The sequence below is a fragment of the Streptomyces sp. NPDC045695 genome, assembly GCF_056432025.1.
Genome location: NZ_JBWKJU010000006.1, coordinates 37,471 through 54,195, shown reverse-complemented (window position 1 = coordinate 54,195; position 16,725 = coordinate 37,471). Strand labels below are relative to the sequence as shown.

The 16,725-nt window shown below is 72.4% G+C and carries 12 protein-coding genes and 1 pseudogene; 7 read left to right on the top strand and 6 right to left on the bottom strand.

Going from position 1 to position 16,725, the window contains the following annotated elements; all coding sequences use genetic code 11:
- Positions 1-30: 30 nt before the first annotated feature.
- Positions 31-921, bottom strand: coding sequence for an SGNH/GDSL hydrolase family protein (locus tag AC07DU_RS12970; protein WP_479111247.1), 891 nt, complete (start codon positions 919-921; stop codon positions 31-33).
- A gap of 4 nt (positions 922-925) precedes the next feature.
- Here AC07DU_RS12970 and AC07DU_RS12965 point away from each other — a divergent pair, with 4 nt between their 5' ends.
- The 5 genes from AC07DU_RS12965 to AC07DU_RS12945 all read left to right on the top strand — a co-directional run bounded on the left by AC07DU_RS12965 (position 926) and on the right by AC07DU_RS12945 (position 7,972).
- The gene (locus AC07DU_RS12965) at positions 926-1,087 is read left to right on the top strand and encodes a hypothetical protein (RefSeq protein ID WP_479111245.1); all 162 of its coding nucleotides are present in this window, start codon (positions 926-928) and stop codon (positions 1,085-1,087) included.
- A gap of 257 nt (positions 1,088-1,344) precedes the next feature.
- Complete coding sequence (locus AC07DU_RS12960; RefSeq protein WP_479111243.1) at positions 1,345-3,330, top strand: beta-galactosidase; 1,986 nt, start codon at positions 1,345-1,347, stop codon at positions 3,328-3,330.
- 81 nt (positions 3,331-3,411) lie between these two features.
- Complete coding sequence (locus AC07DU_RS12955) at positions 3,412-4,923, top strand: glycoside hydrolase family 43 protein (RefSeq protein ID WP_479111241.1); 1,512 nt, start codon at positions 3,412-3,414, stop codon at positions 4,921-4,923.
- Positions 4,924-4,966: 43 nt separating this feature from the next.
- A complete protein-coding gene (locus tag AC07DU_RS12950; protein ID WP_479111239.1) occupies positions 4,967-6,721 on the top strand; it encodes a cellulase family glycosylhydrolase in 1,755 nt (584 codons plus the stop codon).
- 234 nt (positions 6,722-6,955) lie between these two features.
- Positions 6,956-7,972, top strand: coding sequence for a LacI family DNA-binding transcriptional regulator (locus tag AC07DU_RS12945; RefSeq protein WP_479033301.1), 1,017 nt, complete (start codon positions 6,956-6,958; stop codon positions 7,970-7,972).
- Positions 7,973-8,089: 117 nt separating this feature from the next.
- On the opposite strand, the pseudogene AC07DU_RS12940 reads toward AC07DU_RS12945, so the two are convergent.
- Positions 8,090-8,623 (bottom strand): annotated as a pseudogene (locus AC07DU_RS12940) (GH12 family glycosyl hydrolase domain-containing protein); the annotation flags it as partial.
- Positions 8,624-8,685: 62 nt separating this feature from the next.
- On the opposite strand from AC07DU_RS12940, the gene AC07DU_RS12935 reads away from it, so the two are divergent.
- A complete protein-coding gene (locus AC07DU_RS12935) occupies positions 8,686-9,174 on the top strand; it encodes a GNAT family N-acetyltransferase (RefSeq protein ID WP_479111237.1) in 489 nt (162 codons plus the stop codon).
- 42 nt (positions 9,175-9,216) lie between these two features.
- Here AC07DU_RS12935 and AC07DU_RS12930 read toward each other — a convergent pair whose 3' ends face one another.
- Entirely contained in the window at positions 9,217-10,431 is a 1,215-nt protein-coding gene (locus tag AC07DU_RS12930) for an ROK family protein (protein ID WP_479033283.1), read from the bottom strand.
- Positions 10,432-10,446: 15 nt separating this feature from the next.
- Positions 10,447-11,877, bottom strand: a complete 1,431-nt coding sequence (gene xylB / locus AC07DU_RS12925; protein WP_479111235.1) for a xylulokinase — start codon at positions 11,875-11,877, stop codon at positions 10,447-10,449.
- A gap of 92 nt (positions 11,878-11,969) precedes the next feature.
- On the opposite strand from xylB, the gene xylA reads away from it, so the two are divergent.
- Positions 11,970-13,142 carry a xylose isomerase gene (gene xylA / locus AC07DU_RS12920; RefSeq protein ID WP_479111233.1) on the top strand — a complete coding sequence of 391 codons (1,173 nt, stop codon included), beginning with the start codon at positions 11,970-11,972 and terminating at the stop codon, positions 13,140-13,142.
- Positions 13,143-13,198: 56 nt separating this feature from the next.
- On the opposite strand, the gene yicI is transcribed toward xylA, so the two are convergent.
- Complete coding sequence (gene yicI / locus AC07DU_RS12915) at positions 13,199-15,481, bottom strand: alpha-xylosidase (RefSeq protein ID WP_479111231.1); 2,283 nt, start codon at positions 15,479-15,481, stop codon at positions 13,199-13,201.
- Between the two features lie 245 nt (positions 15,482-15,726).
- Positions 15,727-16,710: an acetylxylan esterase gene (locus tag AC07DU_RS12910; protein WP_479111229.1), complete on the bottom strand. Its 984-nt coding sequence runs from the start codon at positions 16,708-16,710 to the stop codon at positions 15,727-15,729.
- Positions 16,711-16,725: the final 15 nt, after the last annotated feature.

Here is a 16,725-nt window from a genome sequence, read left to right as displayed (position 1 = left end):
CGTTGAGGTCCGTACGTGAGGCCCTGCCCGTCACCAGCCCGTCGGGAGGCCGGCGATGAACGGGGCGAGGCGGTCGGCGATGAGTCGGTCGTCATGGGCCGAGTAGTGCCAGTCGCAGCCGAGGAAGTCCAGGCCCGAGTCGTCGAGGTGCCAGTAGCGAACCCCGCTGTCGCCGCCGTCGTTGCGTGCCTTGACCACCTGCTGGACATGGGCGGCGTACGGGCCGGCGCCGACTGCGACGAGGGTCGTCCCGGCCCCGTAGCGCGTGCGCAGCTTCTGGAGGAAGTCGCCGTAGGCGCTGCGGTAGTCGGCGGCGAGGCTTTCCGGCGTCCACGGCTCGCCGGGGTTGACGGCGGTCGAGAAGTCGTTGGTGCCGAGGTTGACCACCACGACCTGGGGGCGCCGGGTGCCCGGGTTCTGCCAGACGTCGCCGGACACGCTCAACAGGGCGCGGTCGTAGAAGGTCCGGTAGGTGACGTCCGGCGAGCTTCCATTGTAGTTGCGCACCATGCCGCGGCCCGAGTAGCCGTTGATCTGGTAGTCGGCGTTCAGCTGCCGGGCGGCGAGTGCCCCGTAGCTCACATCGGAGTTGGTGCTCCGCTGGACCTGGTCCCAGGTGCAGGTGCGGGAGATCGAGAGGTTGCCGTAGCCCACCGTGAGGGAGTCGCCGATGAACTCGATCTGACGGCTGCGGGCCGTCGGTTCGTCCAGTACGGCACCGCCTGGTGCGGCTGAGAATCCACCGAACGTACTGGTGTCCCCCGGGGTGTCGTTGCGCTTGACGAGCCGGACGGCGTGCTCGCGGTCCTGGAGTCCGCTGATCCAGTGCGTGGTGCTGCCGGGCTTGACAAGCGTGGCGACGGTGGCTCGGTCGACCTGGACGTCGTAGTCGGCCGCCGGGTCGTTGAGCGCGATACCCACACCGGTGCCCCTGACGCGGCCCTCGAAGTACACGCCGGGCCAGCTGTACTGCACCGTGTTCCCTGCGGGCGGCGTCGCGGGTGGACAGAACGAGACCCTCCTCACCCTCCTGGAAGGCATCTCCGGCCGCACCCTGCGGCCCGTGGCCGCGACGACGGCGCGGTGAGCTGTTCGACGTCGTCGCGGGCTTCGCACATGGCATGTCGAAGCGCTTCAACCTCCCCACCAGGCCACCAAGTGGGCTCGCAGACATCACTGGATGGGTAGATGCCCTTGTTTAACACGAAACTTGTCCGTTACTTTTTGTCGCCCGAGGTGAAGCGCTTCGACAGGCGTCACACGAAGCCGTGGCCGAACGCCGCTCCCCTCGGCTCCGACGCCTCGTCAGAGCACGACTCCACTCTCCGCACCGGAGGAACCGTCATGACGACTCGCAGCATCACCGACCGCCTGGGTGGCCTGGCCTTCGGCGGCGACTACAACCCCGAGCAGTGGGACGAGCCGGTCTGGAAGGAGGACGACGAGCTCATGCGCCGGGCCAGGGTCAACCTGGCCACGGTGGGCGTCTTCTCGTGGGCCCTGCTCGAACCGGAGGAGGGCCGCTACGACTTCGCCTGGCTCGACGCCCACATCGAGCGCCTGCACGCGAACGGCGTGGCCGTCGACCTGGCCACCCCGACCGCCTCCCCGCCGCCCTGGTTCACCCTGGCCCACCCCGACGCGCTGCCGGTCCGGCCCGATGGCACCCGCCACGTCCACGGCAGCCGTGACACGTACTGCCTCGCCTCCCCCGCCTACCGCAGCGCGGCCCGCAAGATCGCCTCCGCGCTCGCCGAACGGTACGGCGACCACCCCGCCCTCGCGCTGTGGCACGTGCACAACGAGTACGGCACGCTCTGCTGGTGCGACCACACGGCCGCGGCCTTCCGGGTGTGGCTGCGCGCCCGGCACGGTTCGCTCGACGCACTCAACGAGGCCTGGGGAACGGCCTTCTGGAGCCAGCGCTACACCGCCTGGGAGCAGGTGCTGCCGCCACGCGCGACCAACTACCACAAGAACCCGGGCCAGACGGTGGACTTCCACCGTTTCTGGGGCGACGAGATCATCGCCGCGTACTGCGAGCAGCGCGACGCGATCCGCGCGCACAGCGACCGCCCGGTGACGACGAACCTGATGCTGCCCTACGACCTGAGGCTCAACCTGTCGGCGTTCGCGCGTGAACTCGACGTCGTGACCTCCGACCAGTACCCGTCCGAGCCGGGCCTGGACTCCGCCGCCCACGTCGCCCTCTACGCCGACCGCTCCCGCTCCCTGGCCGGCGGCCGCCCGTGGCTGCTGATGGAACAGGGCACCAGCACGGTATACGACGGCGACCAGGTGATCGGCAAGGAACCCGGCGAGATCCTGCGCCACAGCCTCGGCCACATCGCGCGCGGGTCGGAGGGGGCGCTCTTCTTCCAGTGGCGCCAGGCCCGGGCCGGCGCCGAGACCTGGCACTCGGCGATGATGCCGCACGCGGGTCCCGACAGCCGCATCTTCCGCGAGGTCACCCGGACCGGCGAGGCGGTCGCCCGGCTCGGCGAGCTGGCGGGATCCACGGTCACCGCGCAGGTCGCCGTACTCGACGACCCGGACGCCATGTGGGCGCTGGAGGTGGACGGCCTGCCCTCCGCCCGGCTGGAGTACCACGCGCCGCTCGCCGAGGCGCACCGGGCGCTGTGGGACGCGGGCGTCACGGCCGACTTCGCCCACCCGGAGCACGGGTTGGGCGGCTACCGGCTGGTCATCGCCCCGTCCTTGTTCCTGCTGTCCGACCAGGGCGCCGACAATCTGCGCCGGTACGTCGAGGGCGGCGGCACGCTCCTCGTCCAGCACGCGAGCGGATTCGTCGACGGCCGCGTGCACGCCCGGCTGGGCGGCTACCCGGCGGGCCCGCTGCGCGAGGCGCTGGGCATCCGCGTCGAGGAGCACCGGCCGCTGCGGACGGACGAACGCATCACCCTGTCGGACGGGTCGCACGGCACGGTCTGGAGCGAGTGCCTGCGCACGGAGGGCGCGCAGACGCTCGCCGCCTACACCCACGGCATGCTCACGGGCAGCCCCGCCCTCACCCGGCACCGCTCCGGCACCGGACAGGGCTGGTACCTCTCCACCCGCCTGGACGGCGCCGACTACGCCGCCCTGGTCGGCCGCCTGCTGAAGGAGGCGGGGGTCGGACCGGACGTGCCGGGCCTGCCGGCCGGTGTCGAAGCCGTCACCCGGCACGCGTCCGACGGCCGCCGCTGGCAGATCCTGCTCAACCACACCGCCGAGGCCGTGTCCCTGCCGGTACCCGCCTACGACCTGCTCACCGACGCCGTCGCGCACGAGCTGCCGCCCGGCGGCTGCGCGGTTCTGCGCGGGCACTGACCCCCGCCCGGGGGCCACCGGCCCACACAGGCTCCGCACCACCCCACCCACGCATCGCGAACCGACGAGAGGACCCCTCGGGTGCCCCCGCTGCGCCAGCCGGACCGACGCCCCGCCAACCCCGTGCTCCCCGGCCTCCACCCCGACCCCAGCGTCTGCCGTGTCGGCGACGACTACTACCTGGCCTGCTCCAGCTTCGAGTACTTCCCCGGCGTCCCCCTCTTCCACAGCCGGGACCTGGTGCACTGGACGCAGATCGGCAACGCCCTGGACCGGCCGGAGCAACTGCGTCTGCCGTTCTCCATGCTGTCCTCCGGCGGGATCTACGCCCCCACGCTGCGCCACCACGACGGCCGCTTCTGGTTGATCGTCACCAACTGCAGCGAGGGCGGCGGCAACCTGATCGTCACGGCCACCGATCCCGCCGGACCGTGGTCGGAGCCCGTCCGGGCGCCGGGTGTCCCCGGCATCGATCCCGACCTGGTCTGGGACGAGGACGGCACCTGCTGGTGCACGGTCGCCGGGGGCTCGCAGGTCCGCATCGACCCGTACACCGGGCAGACGTACGGAACCCCGCACCAGGTCTGGTCCGGCGGGCCGGACGCCAAGGCCCCGGAGGCGCCGCACCTGTACCGGATCGGCGACCACTGGTACCTGCTCATCGCCGAGGGCGGCACCGAACGCGGCCACGCCGTGTCGATCGCCCGCGGGCCCACGCCCGCCGGCCCGTTCGAGCCGTGCCCGGCCAACCCGGTCCTCACCCACCGCGGCACCGACCACCCCGTCCAGAACACCGGGCACGCCGATCTGGTCCAAGGCCCCGACGGCTCCTGGTGGATGGTCCTGCTCGGCGTCCGGCCGGGCGGCGGCACGCCGGGCTGGCACGTGCTCGGCCGGGAGACCTTCCTGACCCCCGTGACCTGGGTGGACGGCTGGCCGATCGTTGGCCAGGTCGCCCTGGAGCTGCCCGAGCTCCCGTGGCCGCTCTCCCCCGGGCCCGTGGAGGAGCAGCGGGACGACTTCGAGCTCGCCGGGCTGCGACCGTCCTGGATCTCCCTGCGCGACCGGCCCGCCGCACACTGCACCACCAAGGAGCGCCCCGGCTGGCTGACGCTCCGCGCGCGGAGCCGCTCCCTGGACGACCCCGACGCGGTGTTCACCGGCCGGCGCCAGCAGCACCTCGCGTGCCGGGCGCGGACCCTGACCGACTCCTCGCAAGGGCGCGGCGGCCTCGCCGTCCGGCTCGACGAGCAGCACCACTACGCGATCGAGGCGTCCGCCGCGGAGGTACGGGTCATCGCGCGCGTCGGCCCGCTGCGCACGGTCGTGGCGGCACGGCCGGTGTCCGCCGGGCCGGTGGTCCTCGCCGTCACGGTCACGCAGCCGCCCGCGGACGGACCGTGCGGCGGACCCGACGTCGTCTCCTTCGGCGTCGAGCAGCCCGACGGCACGTTCGCCGAGCTCGCGAGCCTCGACGGCCGCTACCTGTCGACCGAGGTCGCCGGCGGCTTCACCGGCCGCGTCATCGGCATGTACGCCGCCGAAGGCACCGTCCACTTCGACTGGTTCGACTACGAGCCCCTCGACGGCTGAACCCAGAGCCTCCCTTCGCACCACCGACCGAAAGGCATGCCACATGAACGACATACGGCACCGCGCGCGGCACCGCGGCAGGGGCACGGGCCGCCTGGCCGCCCTCCTGCTGACGCTGGTCGTCATGCTGGGGCTGACCGGCGGCACCGCCCTGGCCGCGCCCGACGCCCACCGCAAGCCCTCGTGGCCGGCGGTCAGGGTTCCGGACGACCCCATGGACGCCGTCGCGCAGATGCAGCCCAGCTGGAACCTGGGCAACACCCTGGACGCCTTCCCCAACGAGTCCTCCTGGGGCAACGGGCAGACCACCAAGGCGACCTTCGACACCATCGCCGCCCAAGGGTTCCGCAGCGTGCGCATCCCGGTGACCTGGACCGACCACCAGTCCACCACCGCGCCGTACACCGTCGACGCCGCCTACATGGCCCGGGTCGAGCAGCTCGTCGACTGGGCGCTGGCCGACGGCCTGTACGTGGTGCTGAACGTCCACCACGACTCGTGGCTGTGGGTCGAGAAGATCACGAGCGACCACGACAACGTGATGGCCCGGTTCAACTCCACCTGGTCCCAGATCTCCACGGTCTTCCGTGACGCGCCGCGCACTCTGATCTTCGAGGGCATCAACGAGCCGAGCTTCGCCAACGCCACGGACGCGCAGAAGGCCTCCTACCTGAAGGAGCTGCAGACCTCGTTCCACTCCGTGGTCCGCGCCTCGGGCGGTGCGAACGCGAGCCGCATGCTGTCGCTGACCACACCGGGCGGCAGTGGTGACCAGGTCCACCTGGACAACCTGTACAACACCATCGCCGCGCTGAAGGACCGCCAGCTCATCGCGCAGGTGCACTTCTACAGCTGGTACCCGTTCAGCGTGAACGTCGCGGGCGGCACCCTGTACGACGCCGTCGCGCAAAAGCACCTGGAGGACACCTTCGCCAACCTGCACCGCACCTTCGTCGCCCGCGGCATCCCGCTCTATCTCGGCGAGTACGGTCTGCTCGATTACCCCAACCACTTCGCCCCCTCCCGTATAGAGCGGGGCGAGGCGCTGAAGTACTTCGAGCACGTGGGTTACGGAGCGCGCAAGTACGGCATCACCACCGCCCTGTGGGACCCGTTCTCCTACCTGAACCGCGAGACCCTGCAGTGGCGTGATCCGGCGCTGTTCGCCGTGATCAAGTCGAGCTGGACCACCCGCTCGGGCACGGCCTCCTTCGACAAGGTCTTCGTGCCGAAGTCCAGCCCGGTCACCGCCAAGTCGCTCACCCTGAACCTCAACGGCACCTACTTCCGGGGGGTGTGGCAGGGCGGCACCAAGCTGATGGCCGGACGGGACTACACCGTCTCCGGTGCCCAGCTCACCTTCACCGCCAAGACGCTGACCCGTCTGGTCGGCGACCGCGCCTACGGCGTCAACGCGACGCTCCAGGCCCGGTTCACCAGTGGGCTGCCCTGGAACATCGACATCGTCACCCACGACGCCCCGACGGTGTCGGACGCGGGCGGCACCACCGGCTCGTTCTCCGTTCCCACCCAGTACCGGGGCAACGACGTGGCCACCCTGCACGCCACGTACGCCGACGGCGGCAACGCCGGCCCGACCGACTGGACTCCGTTCCAGGAGTTCAACAAGGCGTTCTCCCCGGACTACGCGAACGGCGCGATCGTGCTGACCCCCGATTTCCTGAACGCGCTCCGCGACGGAGAACCGGCGACGCTGGTCTTCCACTTCTACAGCGGCGCCACCGTCACCTACCACGTCACCAAGTCCGGGAGCTCGGTCACCGGCACGGTCTCCTGACCTACCGGGTCCCCGCTCCGGCCGCCCGCCCCCGCGGCGGCCGGAGCAGGGGCCTGGCGCTAGTCGAAGCGCTTCGACGCCAGAGATGGACACCCCCTCGGGCCGGCAGTAGGGTCGGCGTACATGACGCGCGCGTCCTTACTCGCGTAAGGACGCGCGTACTGCCGAACCGCACTGCCGACCCGCACTGTCGACCCGCACTGTCGAAGCGTTCTACACACCTGGGAGAACTGGATGGTCACCCTCGCCGAGGTCGCTCAGCGCGCCGGAGTGTCGGCGAGCACGGTGAGCTACGTCCTCAGCGGCAAGCGGTCCATCTCCGCGACCACCCGGCTGCGGGTGGAGGAGAGCATCCGCGAGCTGGGCTACCACCCGAACGCGGGCGCTCGCGCCCTGGCCAGCAGCAGGTCGAACATCATCGCGCTGATGGTTCCCCTGCGCACCGACATGTACGTGCCGGTGATGATGGAGATCGCCATCGCGGTCGCCACGACGGCCCGGACGCACGGGTACGACGTGCTGCTGCTGACCGGCGAGGAGGGCCCCGACGCCGTCCGCCGCGTCACCGGCAGCGGACTCGCGGACGCGATGATCCTGATGGACGTGGAACTCGACGACGAGCGGCTGCCGCTGCTGCGCGGCACCGACCTGCCGTCCGTGCTGATCGGGCTGCCCGCCGACCCCTCGGGGCTGACCTGCGTCGACCTCGACTTCAAGGCGACCGGCGCGTTGTGCGTCGAGCATCTGGCGAAGCTCGGCCACCGCGACATCGCCGTCATCGGTGAGGCCCCCGCGGTCTACGAACGGCACACCGGCTTCGCCGAGCGCACCCTCGACGGACTGCGCTCCCGGGCACGCACGTGGGACATCAGGATGCTGCACCGGCCGTGCGGGGGCGGCTACGACGCGATGGCCGTCACCCTCGCCCGCATCCTCGACGAGCGTCCGGGCACCTCCGGGTTCGTCGTGCAGAACGAGCAGGCCGTCGAGCCGCTGCTCGCCCTGCTGCGCCGGCAGGGCCGCGCCGTGCCCGAGGACGTGTCGGTGGTCGCCATCTGCCCGGACCAGGTGGCCGTCCAGGCCTCGGTCCGGCTCACGTCGGTCTCCATCCCCGCACAGGAGATGGGCCGGCACGCGGTGGAGCGTCTGGTCGCCAAGCTGGACGGCCGGGGCACTGATGAAGTCGTGCTCATAGCACCCGAGTTGACGGAGCGCGAGAGCACGGGGCCGGCTCCCTCCGCCGCCTCCTGACCCGAGGCCTTCCTCCCGAGGCACTCCCGCCGCGCCCGTGGACACCTGAACGCACGGCGGCCGAGGCCGGTCCGGGCCCCGGTGAGGGCGCGGACCGGCCTCTGCCCTGATGCGGGGTCAGCCTCCGCTGACCGTCAGGTTGTTGGTGGTGAAGTTGAGGCCACCGGACGACGAGGTGATCTCATAGCCGAACTGCACGTCGCCGATGGTCTTGCCGCCGGACATCCAGCCCCTGGTGTGCGCGATCCACCGGAGGATCGGCTTGACGTCCACGGTGCCGGAGCTGGAGTCGGACGTCCGCAGGAACGAGAACACCTGGTTCGACCCGTTGGTGCCCTTGTACACGTTCCAGTTGTGTCCGCCGAGCGAGACGTTGGCCTGCCAGGTGCCGATCGGACCGACGGCTCCGTTGTAGTTGACCCAGAGCATGATCTCGTACTGGTGGTCGGTGTCCCAGATGTCGTACGACGTGTTGTACGCGCCGGACGACGGGACGCTGACGTCGTAGTCGCTCGTGAGCCAGCCGAGGGAGTCGATCGTCTTGTTGATCGCTTTCGTGGAGTTGGGGTAGGACTTGATGCCCCCGGTGTTGGGGTGGTCGGCCCAGACGCCCCAGCTGGTGCCGGAGTTGGCCCACAGGCACTGACTGCCTCGACGTCGGACAGCCCCAGCACGTCGCCCGGCACGTGCTGCCGGAGCCCTCCGAGGGTGATGTGCGCAAGATCGTCGCCGCGACGAGCGCGCCCGGGACGTGGCTGAAGCTGTTCGCCGAGGAGCAGGCGGTCCTGCCCTGGGTCGGGCCGGGCTGGCGGCTCGACGGTCCCGGCTTCCTGATGACCTGTCGCCTTGAACCGGAGCGCACCGAGGTGCCAGCCGGCTATACGCTCACCCGTTGGACCCGGGGCGGCCTCAGCCGGGTGCTGGTCCGTACGCGCGACGGGCACTTCGCCGCCCGTGGACAGATAGCCCATGTCGGCCACGGCGCCGTGGTCGACCAGGTCGAGAGCGCCGCCGAGCACCGGCGCAAGGGCCTGGGCGGCCTGGTGATGCGCACGCTGCAGAGCACCGCGTACGAGGCCGGTGCACGGACCGGCCTCCTGGTCGGCACTCCCGAGGGCCGGGCGCTCTACTCCTCGCTGGGTTGGACCGTGCGCTCCCCCATGACGAGCCTGTGCTACGAGCCGTCGGATGCCGCCCGGTGAGCCGGGTCGGACGCACCGCACGGCCACAGCCCTGACGTCGGCCTAGGAGCGCTCCGGCAGACGGCTGGGGTCGGCGATGATGCGGCGGACCGTCGACCAGGCCGCGCCCAACACCGGGCCGCGTCGGCCCAGGGCGGAGGGGCGTACCGCCTCCGGGGTCCAGGGCCGGACGGTGATCCGGGCGGCGAGTTCGGCGCGGACGGACGGGAGGAGCCAGTCGGCGAGTTCGGCGTAGGCGCCGCCCAGCACGAGGGCGTCCGGGTCGATCAGGTTCACCGCCGAGGTGAGGGCGAGGCCCAGGGCCCGTCCCGCACGGTCCAGGGCGCGCAGGGTCGCCGCGTCCCCGGCGCCCGCCCGCTCGGCCAGCAGGGCCACCGGGTCGCCGACGTGCGCGAGTCCGGCCTCGCGCAGCACGGCCGCTTCGCCCGCGTACTGCTCCAGGCAGCCGCGTGCCCCGCAGGCACAGAGCGCGCCCTCCGGGTGCACGGGCAGGTGGCCGAGTTCGCCCGCGAAGCCGCGGGCGCCGCGGAACAGCTGCCCGCCGACGACCAGTGCGGCGCCGATGCCGGCCTCGGCGGAGACGTGTACGAAGGTCTCGGCGGGGTGTCCCTGGTGCCACTGCTCGGCCAGCGCCCCGAGGTTGGCCTCGTTCTCCGGCTCGGGCACGGTGTCCGGGTCGGGCCAGTGGTCGGCGGGGCGGACGGCCTGCCAGCCCAGGTTGGGGGCGTGTCCGATCAGCCCGCCCGGCTCGTTCGGCACCACTCCCGGCACGGCCAGGACGCGGCCCGCGACGCGCAGGCCGAGGGCGGCGGCCTCCGCCTCCGCCTCGGCGCCCAGCGCGGCGGCCTCCGCCAGCACCTGCCCGGCCGGCCGGCCCGCGTTGGCCCGCTCCACCCGGCGCCACACTCTGGGTTCACCGCGCAGGTCCACGACGCACGCGGCGAGGTGGGTGACGCCGATCTCCAGGCCGAGGCCCGCGGGGCCACGGTCGTTGAGGGCCAGTGCACGTCCGGGGCGCCCGACCCGTCCGCTGGGCGCGGTCTCCGTCTCGGTGACCGCTCCGCGTCCGATGAGCTCGTCGACCAGGGAGGAGACGGCGGGCCTGGTCAGGCCCGTGTGCCCGGCGACGTCCGCGCGGGAGAGCGGGCCGTGCGCGGCGACCGCGCCGATCACCACCGCGAGGTTCTGCCGCCGCATCCCCTGCTGCGAGGCGGGCGCGGCCTCCGCGCCCCCGCTCGCCCTGCCCATCCCGGTCATTGAGCCGGTCCCTCCCTATCCCTGTTCCGGCGCGGCCTCCTGCAAGGCCCGCGCCCGCCGCAGCGTACTGGTGATCCGTTCGAGCGTGTCGTCGTCGCGGGGCAGGGGGTCCAGCACCCGGCCCTCGGCGGTCCGCCAGCGCCGGGCGACGGCGTCGGCGGGCTCGCCGGTGAGCAGAGCGGCGGCCTGGGCGGCGGCCCCGAGTGCGACGAGTTCCCGGGCCTCGGGCACCTGGACCGCTCGGCCGGACAGCCGCAGGACGGTCCGCTGCCAGGCCCTGCCGCGGGCGCCGCCGCCGATCAGCAGCAGCGGTTCGTCGGGGGCGGGGCTCTCGCCTCCGGCGCGCAGCACCTCGTCCAGGGCCGCGAGCAGGGCGTGGGCGGCGCCGTCGTAGCCGGCCTGGAGCAGCTGGCCCGGCGTGGTGTCGTGGCGCAGACCGTGGACCAGGCCGGAGGCTCCCGGGAGGTCCGGAGTGCGCTCGCCGTCCAGATAGGGAAGCACCACCACCGTGCCGCCCGCCTCCACGTCCTCGCGGTCGCGTCCGACGAGGGCGGCGAGGCGGTCGACGGCGAGGGTGCAGTTGAGCGTGCAGGCGAGCGGCAGCCAGCCGCCGAGGGCGTCGGCGAAGCCGGCGACGGTTCCGCCGGGGTCGGCGGGCCGGGTCCGGCCGACGGCGTAGACCGTGCCGGAGGTACCCAGGCTCAGCACCGGACGTCCGGGGGTCAGGCCCAGCCCGAGGGCGGCGGCCATGTTGTCCCCGGTCCCGGTGGCCACCAACGCGCCTTCGCGCAGGGGCGTCCCGGCCCGGACGGTGCCCGCCGGGGCGCCGGGCGGCAGGACCCGGGGCAGCAGTGCGGGGTCGAGGCCGATCCGGCCGAGGACGTCCTGGTCGTAGCCGTCCGGGCCCCACCAGCCGGTTCCCGACGCGTCACCGCGGTCCGTCACCGCCTCGCCGGTCAGCCGCTCCGTAAGGAAGTCGTGGGGAAGGCGGACGGCCGCGGCGCGCTCGGCGGCGGCCGGCTCGTTCGCGTGGAGCCAGGCCCACTTGGCGGAGGTGAAGGCGGCCGTCGGGACGCTGCCGGTGCGGCGGGCGAGCTCGGCCGGGCCGAAGGCGGCGGTCAGTTCGGCGGCCTGGGGGGCGGAGCGGACGTCGTTCCACAGCAGCGCGGGGCGCACCGGCCGCCCGGCCGTGTCGAGGGTGACCAGGCCGTGCTGCTGGCCGGCGATCGAGCAGGCGGCGGCGCGATCGGCCCAGCCGGTGGCCGCCACGGCCTCGCCGAGCGCCGTCCACCACTGTTCGGGGTCGCTCTCGCGTCCGGCGCCCGCGCTGACGGCGTGCGCGGCGCGGCCCTCGCCCAGGACGGCGCCGGTGTCCACGTCGACGGCGAGGGCCTTGGTGGACTGGGTCGAGCTGTCGACACCGATGACGACACGCTGAGCAGACATGCGTTCCTCCGGTGGGGTTCCTTCTGGCGTCCCGGCATACTAATTTGTTTTTCGTCATTACAAATAGACCTCGGCCTGATCCGGAGCGCCTCATGACCAGCGACCCGCTCGTCCCCACCCCCGCGCACAGGTTCACCTTCGGCCTGTGGACCGTCGGCTGGCAGGGGCGGGACCCCTTCGGCGACGCCACCCGCCCCGCCCTCGACCCGGTCGAGACCGTGGAGCGGCTGGCCGGGCTCGGCGCCTACGGCGTCACGTTCCACGACGACGACCTGATCCCCTTCGGCGCCGGCGACGCCGCCCGCGAGCAGGCGGTCAAGCGCTTTCGCACGGCGCTCGACACGGCCGGGCTGAAGGTGCCGATGGCCACCACCAACCTCTTCACCCACCCGGTGTTCAAGGACGGCGCCTTCACCGCCAACGACCGGGACGTGCGCCGGTACGCGCTGCGCAAGACCATCCGCAACATCGACCTGGCCGTGGAGCTCGGCGCCTCGGTCTACGTCGCCTGGGGCGGCCGCGAGGGCGCGGAGTCGGGCGCGGCCAAGGACGTGCGCACCGCCCTGGACCGGCTGAAGGAGGCATTCGACCTGCTGGGCGAGTACGTCGAGGACCAGGGCTACGACCTGCGCTTCGCGATCGAGCCCAAGCCCAACGAGCCGCGCGGTGACATCCTGCTGCCCACCATCGGCCACGCCCTGGCGTTCATCAACGAGCTGGACCGGCCCGAGCGGGTCGGCCTCAACCCGGAGGTCGGCCACGAGCAGATGGCCGGGCTGAACTTCCCGCACGGCATCGCCCAGGCCCTGTGGCACGGCAAGCTGTTCCACATCGACCTCAACGGCCAGACCGGCATCAAGTACGACCAGGACCTGCGCTTCGGCGCGGGCGACCTGCGCCAGGCCTTCTGGCTGGTCGACCTGCTGGAGTCGGCGGGCTACGACGGCCCCCGCCACTTCGACTTCAAGCCGCCGCGCACGGAGGACTCCGCCGGGGTGTGGGCCTCGGCGGCCGCCTGCATGCGCAACTACCTGCTCCTGGCAGAGCGTTCGCGGGCCTTCCGGGCCGATCCGGAGGTCCAGGCGGCGCTCGCCGCCTCCCGGCTGCCCGACCTCGCCCTGCCCACCGCGGAGGACGGCCTGGCCGGGCTCCTGGCCGACCGGTCCGCCTTCGACGAGTTCGACGCCGACGCCGCCGCCCAGCGCGGCATGGCCTTCGAACAGCTGGACCAGCTCGCCCTGGAACACCTCCTCGGCGCCCGCTGAGCCGGTGCGCCCGCGAGCCGGGCCGTGACGGTTCCACGGCCCGGCTCAGCCCTCCCTCAGGCGGGGTGGGGCAGCTCGGCCTCCAGGGTGCCGGCGGGCTGGGGGTGGACGGTTCCGGCCGGCCCGCCGATCCGCAGCTGCCAGGGGTGCGGGCTGTCGGTGGTCACGTGGAGGCGCTCGCCCCGGCGGCGCAGGTGGAAGCGGGCCGCCTCGCCGGGGCCGTCGGAGCGCGGGATCACCACGGTGCGCTCGGCGCCGTCGGCGAAGGCGTGCACCCGCAGCTCGACGCCGTCCGCCCAGGCGGAGACCGGGCGCTGGTCGTCGGCGGCGAGCGGGATGACCGAGTCGGGGCGGGCCAGCAGCGGCAGGGTGTGGAAACCGTGCTGCTCTCGGATCCAGCGGGGGCCGGTGAGCTGGGCACCGGTCAGGACGTTGGTCCACGTCCCTTCCGGCACGTAGTACTCGACCGTGCCGTCGTCGGTGAACACGGGGGCGACGAGCAGGTCCTCCCCGAGCAGGTACTGCCGCTCCAGCGCGGCGGCCGCCGGGTCGTCGGGGAATTCCAGCACCATGGCGCGCATGACGGGGATGCCGGTCGTGTGGGCCTGCTGGGCGGCGCGCTGGAGGTACGGGGCGAGGCGGTGCTTGAGAAGGGTGAACTCCCGGGTGACCTCGACGGCCTCCTCGCCGTAGTCCCACGGCACGCGGTAGGACTTGCTGCCGTGCAGGCGGCTGTGCGAGGAGAGCAGGCCGAACTGCACCCAGCGCTTGAAGACGGTGGGGGTCGGGGTGCCCTCGAAGCCGCCGATGTCGTGGCTCCAGAAGCCGAATCCGGACATGCCCAGGGAGAGACCGCCGCGCAGCGACTCGGCCATGGCGTTGAAGTGCGATTCGCAGTCGCCGCCCCAGTGCACGGGGTACTGCTGGCCGCCGGCGGTGGCGGAGCGGGCGAAGAGCAGCGCCTCGCCCTCGCCGCGTTCGGCCCGCAGCAGATCGAAGACGGCCTGGTTGTAGACGTGGGTGTAGTAGTTGTGCATGCGCTCGGGGTCGGAGCCGTCGTGCCAGACGACGTCCGTGGGGATGCGCTCGCCGAAGTCGGTCTTGAAGCAGTCGACGCCCTGGTCGAGCAGCGTCTTCAGCTTGCCGGTGTACCAGGCGCGGGCGGCCGGATTGGTGAAGTCCACCAAGGCCATGCCGGGCTGCCACAGGTCCCACTGCCACACGCTGCCGTCCGGGCGCCGCACCAGATAACCCTCGCGCATGCCTTCCTCGAACACCTCCGACTTCTGCGCGATGTACGGGTTGATCCAGGCCGAGATCCGCAGGCCCCGCTGCCCCAGGCGGGTCAGCATGCCGGCCGGGTCGGGGAAGGTGTCGGAGTCCCATGCGAAGTCGCACCACTGGTAGCCGCGCATCCAGAAGCAGTCGAAGTGGAAGACGCTCAGCGGGATGCCGCGCTCGGCCATGCCGGCGACGAAGCGGTTGACGGTGGCCTCGTCGTAGTCGGTCGTGAACGAGGTGGTCAGCCACAGGCCCAGCGCCCAGGCCGGGGGCAGGGCGGGGCGGCCGGTGAGCGCGGTGTAGCGCTCCAGGATCTGCTTCGGGGTCGGGCCGTGGACGACGAAGTACTCCAGCGACTGGTCCTCGACGCTGAACTGCACGTGACCGACCGACTCGGAGCCGACCTCGTAACTGACCTTGCCGGGGTGGTTGACGAAGACACCGTAGCCCCGGTTCGTCAGGTGGAAGGGGATGTTCTTGTACGCCTGCTCGCTGCTGGTGCCGCCGTCGGCCTGCCAGATGTCCACGGCTTGACCGTTCTTGACGAACGGAGTGAACCGCTCCCCCAGGCCGTAGACCAGCTCCCCCACACCGAGGGCGAGTTGCCCGAGCATGAAGTGCCGCCCGGTGTCGTCCGTGACGAATCCGGTACCGCGTTCGCCGACGGACGTCAGCACCTGCCCGCCGGCGGTGAACTCCAGGTGCCACGGCTGCGAGGTGTCCACCCGCAGCGACAGCTCACCCGCCCTGAGTTCGACCACCGGGCCGTCCCGGTGCACCTTCCCGCTGTCCTGCTGCGCGCCGGGCAGCGCGAACTCCGGCTCGCGCCGCACCGAACCGGCGTGGTGGGTGACGCGCACCCCGATCACACCCTCGGCCGGTGACCAGCAATCGACCGTCAGGAGCGCGCTGTTGAGCATGCCGCCGCGGCCGCGCACGTGCTTCACCGGCGCGTGGAGGGTCATCCGGTGCTCGTCGGCCCGGACGTCCGCGACCTCGGCGGCGTACCTCGCGGTGACGCCCGGGCGCATCAGCCAGTAGCCTTCGGTGAACTTCATCGGGTGGTTCCTCCGCCCGCGCGCGGTGCGCGGTGATCAGGCCCCTGAACCAGTGGTAACGGTCCTTGGGCGTTCGGGTCAGCGTGTCGTAGTCGACGTGGACCAGGGCGAAGCGCTGGCCGTCAGCGCGCGCCCACCCTGCGCAGACGGCGTGGGCGACGGCGAAAGAAGCGGGCCGCCTTGGCGCGGGCCGCCCTGGCGCGGTCTGACCGGTCCGGTGGTGCGGGGAGGGGCGGGCCAGGCGGTCAGAGCTTCGGTGTCAGGCCGCGCTCGTGCAGCCAGGCCAGTTGGACGGGCGGGTTGGAGCCGCAGCCGCCGCCGTGGTCGCCGAACGGCCAGACGGTCATGGTGCGGTCCTCGCCCGCGTACCGGTTGAAGGCGGCGTAGACCGTGGAGGGCGGGCAGACCGGGTCCATCAGGCCCACGCTGAACAGCGTCGGCGCGGTGGCCCGCCGGGCGAAGTGGACGCCGTCGAAGAGGTCGAGGGTGGCGAAGGCGGGCTCCACGCGGTGGCGGCTGTGCCAGCGCAGGTACAGGGCGATCTCCTGGTACGGCCCGTCGCCGCAGATCGCGGCGGCGCGGCGGAAGTGGCACAGGAACGGGACGTCCGGCATCGCCGCCGCCACGCGGCCGCCCGCGAGAGCGGCGACGGCGAGCGCCAGACCGCCGCCCTGGCTGCCCCCGGTCACCACGATCCGAGTGCTGTCGAGTCCGGGCAGCTCCGCGACCGCGTCCACGGCTCGCACGCAGTCCGTGATCAGTCGCCGGTAGTAATAGTGGTCGGGAGAGTCGATGCCTCGGGTCATGAAGCCCTCGGCCCACTGCGTGCCGTCGCCCTCGCCCCGGTCCGGGGTGTCGTGGCCCTGGCCCCGGCTGTCGACGACGAGGTGGGCGTAGCCCGCGGCGGACCAGAACAGGTGGTCGGTGGGCAGTCCCCGACCGCCTTTGTAGCCCATGTAGGTGAGGACGACCGGCAGCGGTCCGGCCGCGTCGCGCGGGCGCAGCAGCCAGGCGGCCACCGGCTCGCCGTTCCAGCCGGGGAAGCGTACGTCGTCGACCTCGACGGTGTGCAGGAGGTGCTGGGCGGTGACCCGGTCCACCTTGACCGCCCCGTCCTGCGAGCGGGCTTCAACAAGGGTCCGCCGCCAGAAGGCGTCGAAGTCCGTGGGCTCGGACAATGCGGGGCGGTAGTTGACCAGTTCGTCCGCACCGAGGTCTGTGAGCGGCATGGGGGCTTCCTCGGT

What these genes read in the sequence shown, in the direction of transcription:
- yicI (WP_479111231.1), bottom strand. Translation starts at nt 15,481, where the DNA reads ATGAAGTTCACCGAAGGCTACTGGCTGATGCGCCCGGGCGTCACCGCG.
- AC07DU_RS12950 (WP_479111239.1), top strand. Translation starts at nt 4,967, where the DNA reads ATGAACGACATACGGCACCGCGCGCGGCACCGCGGCAGGGGCACGGGC.
- AC07DU_RS12945 (WP_479033301.1), top strand. Translation starts at nt 6,956, where the DNA reads ATGGTCACCCTCGCCGAGGTCGCTCAGCGCGCCGGAGTGTCGGCGAGC.
- AC07DU_RS12910 (WP_479111229.1), bottom strand. Translation starts at nt 16,710, where the DNA reads ATGCCGCTCACAGACCTCGGTGCGGACGAACTGGTCAACTACCGCCCC.
- AC07DU_RS12930 (WP_479033283.1), bottom strand. Translation starts at nt 10,431, where the DNA reads ATGACCGGGATGGGCAGGGCGAGCGGGGGCGCGGAGGCCGCGCCCGCC.
- xylA (WP_479111233.1), top strand. Translation starts at nt 11,970, where the DNA reads ATGACCAGCGACCCGCTCGTCCCCACCCCCGCGCACAGGTTCACCTTC.
- AC07DU_RS12960 (WP_479111243.1), top strand. Translation starts at nt 1,345, where the DNA reads ATGACGACTCGCAGCATCACCGACCGCCTGGGTGGCCTGGCCTTCGGC.
- xylB (WP_479111235.1), bottom strand. Translation starts at nt 11,877, where the DNA reads ATGTCTGCTCAGCGTGTCGTCATCGGTGTCGACAGCTCGACCCAGTCC.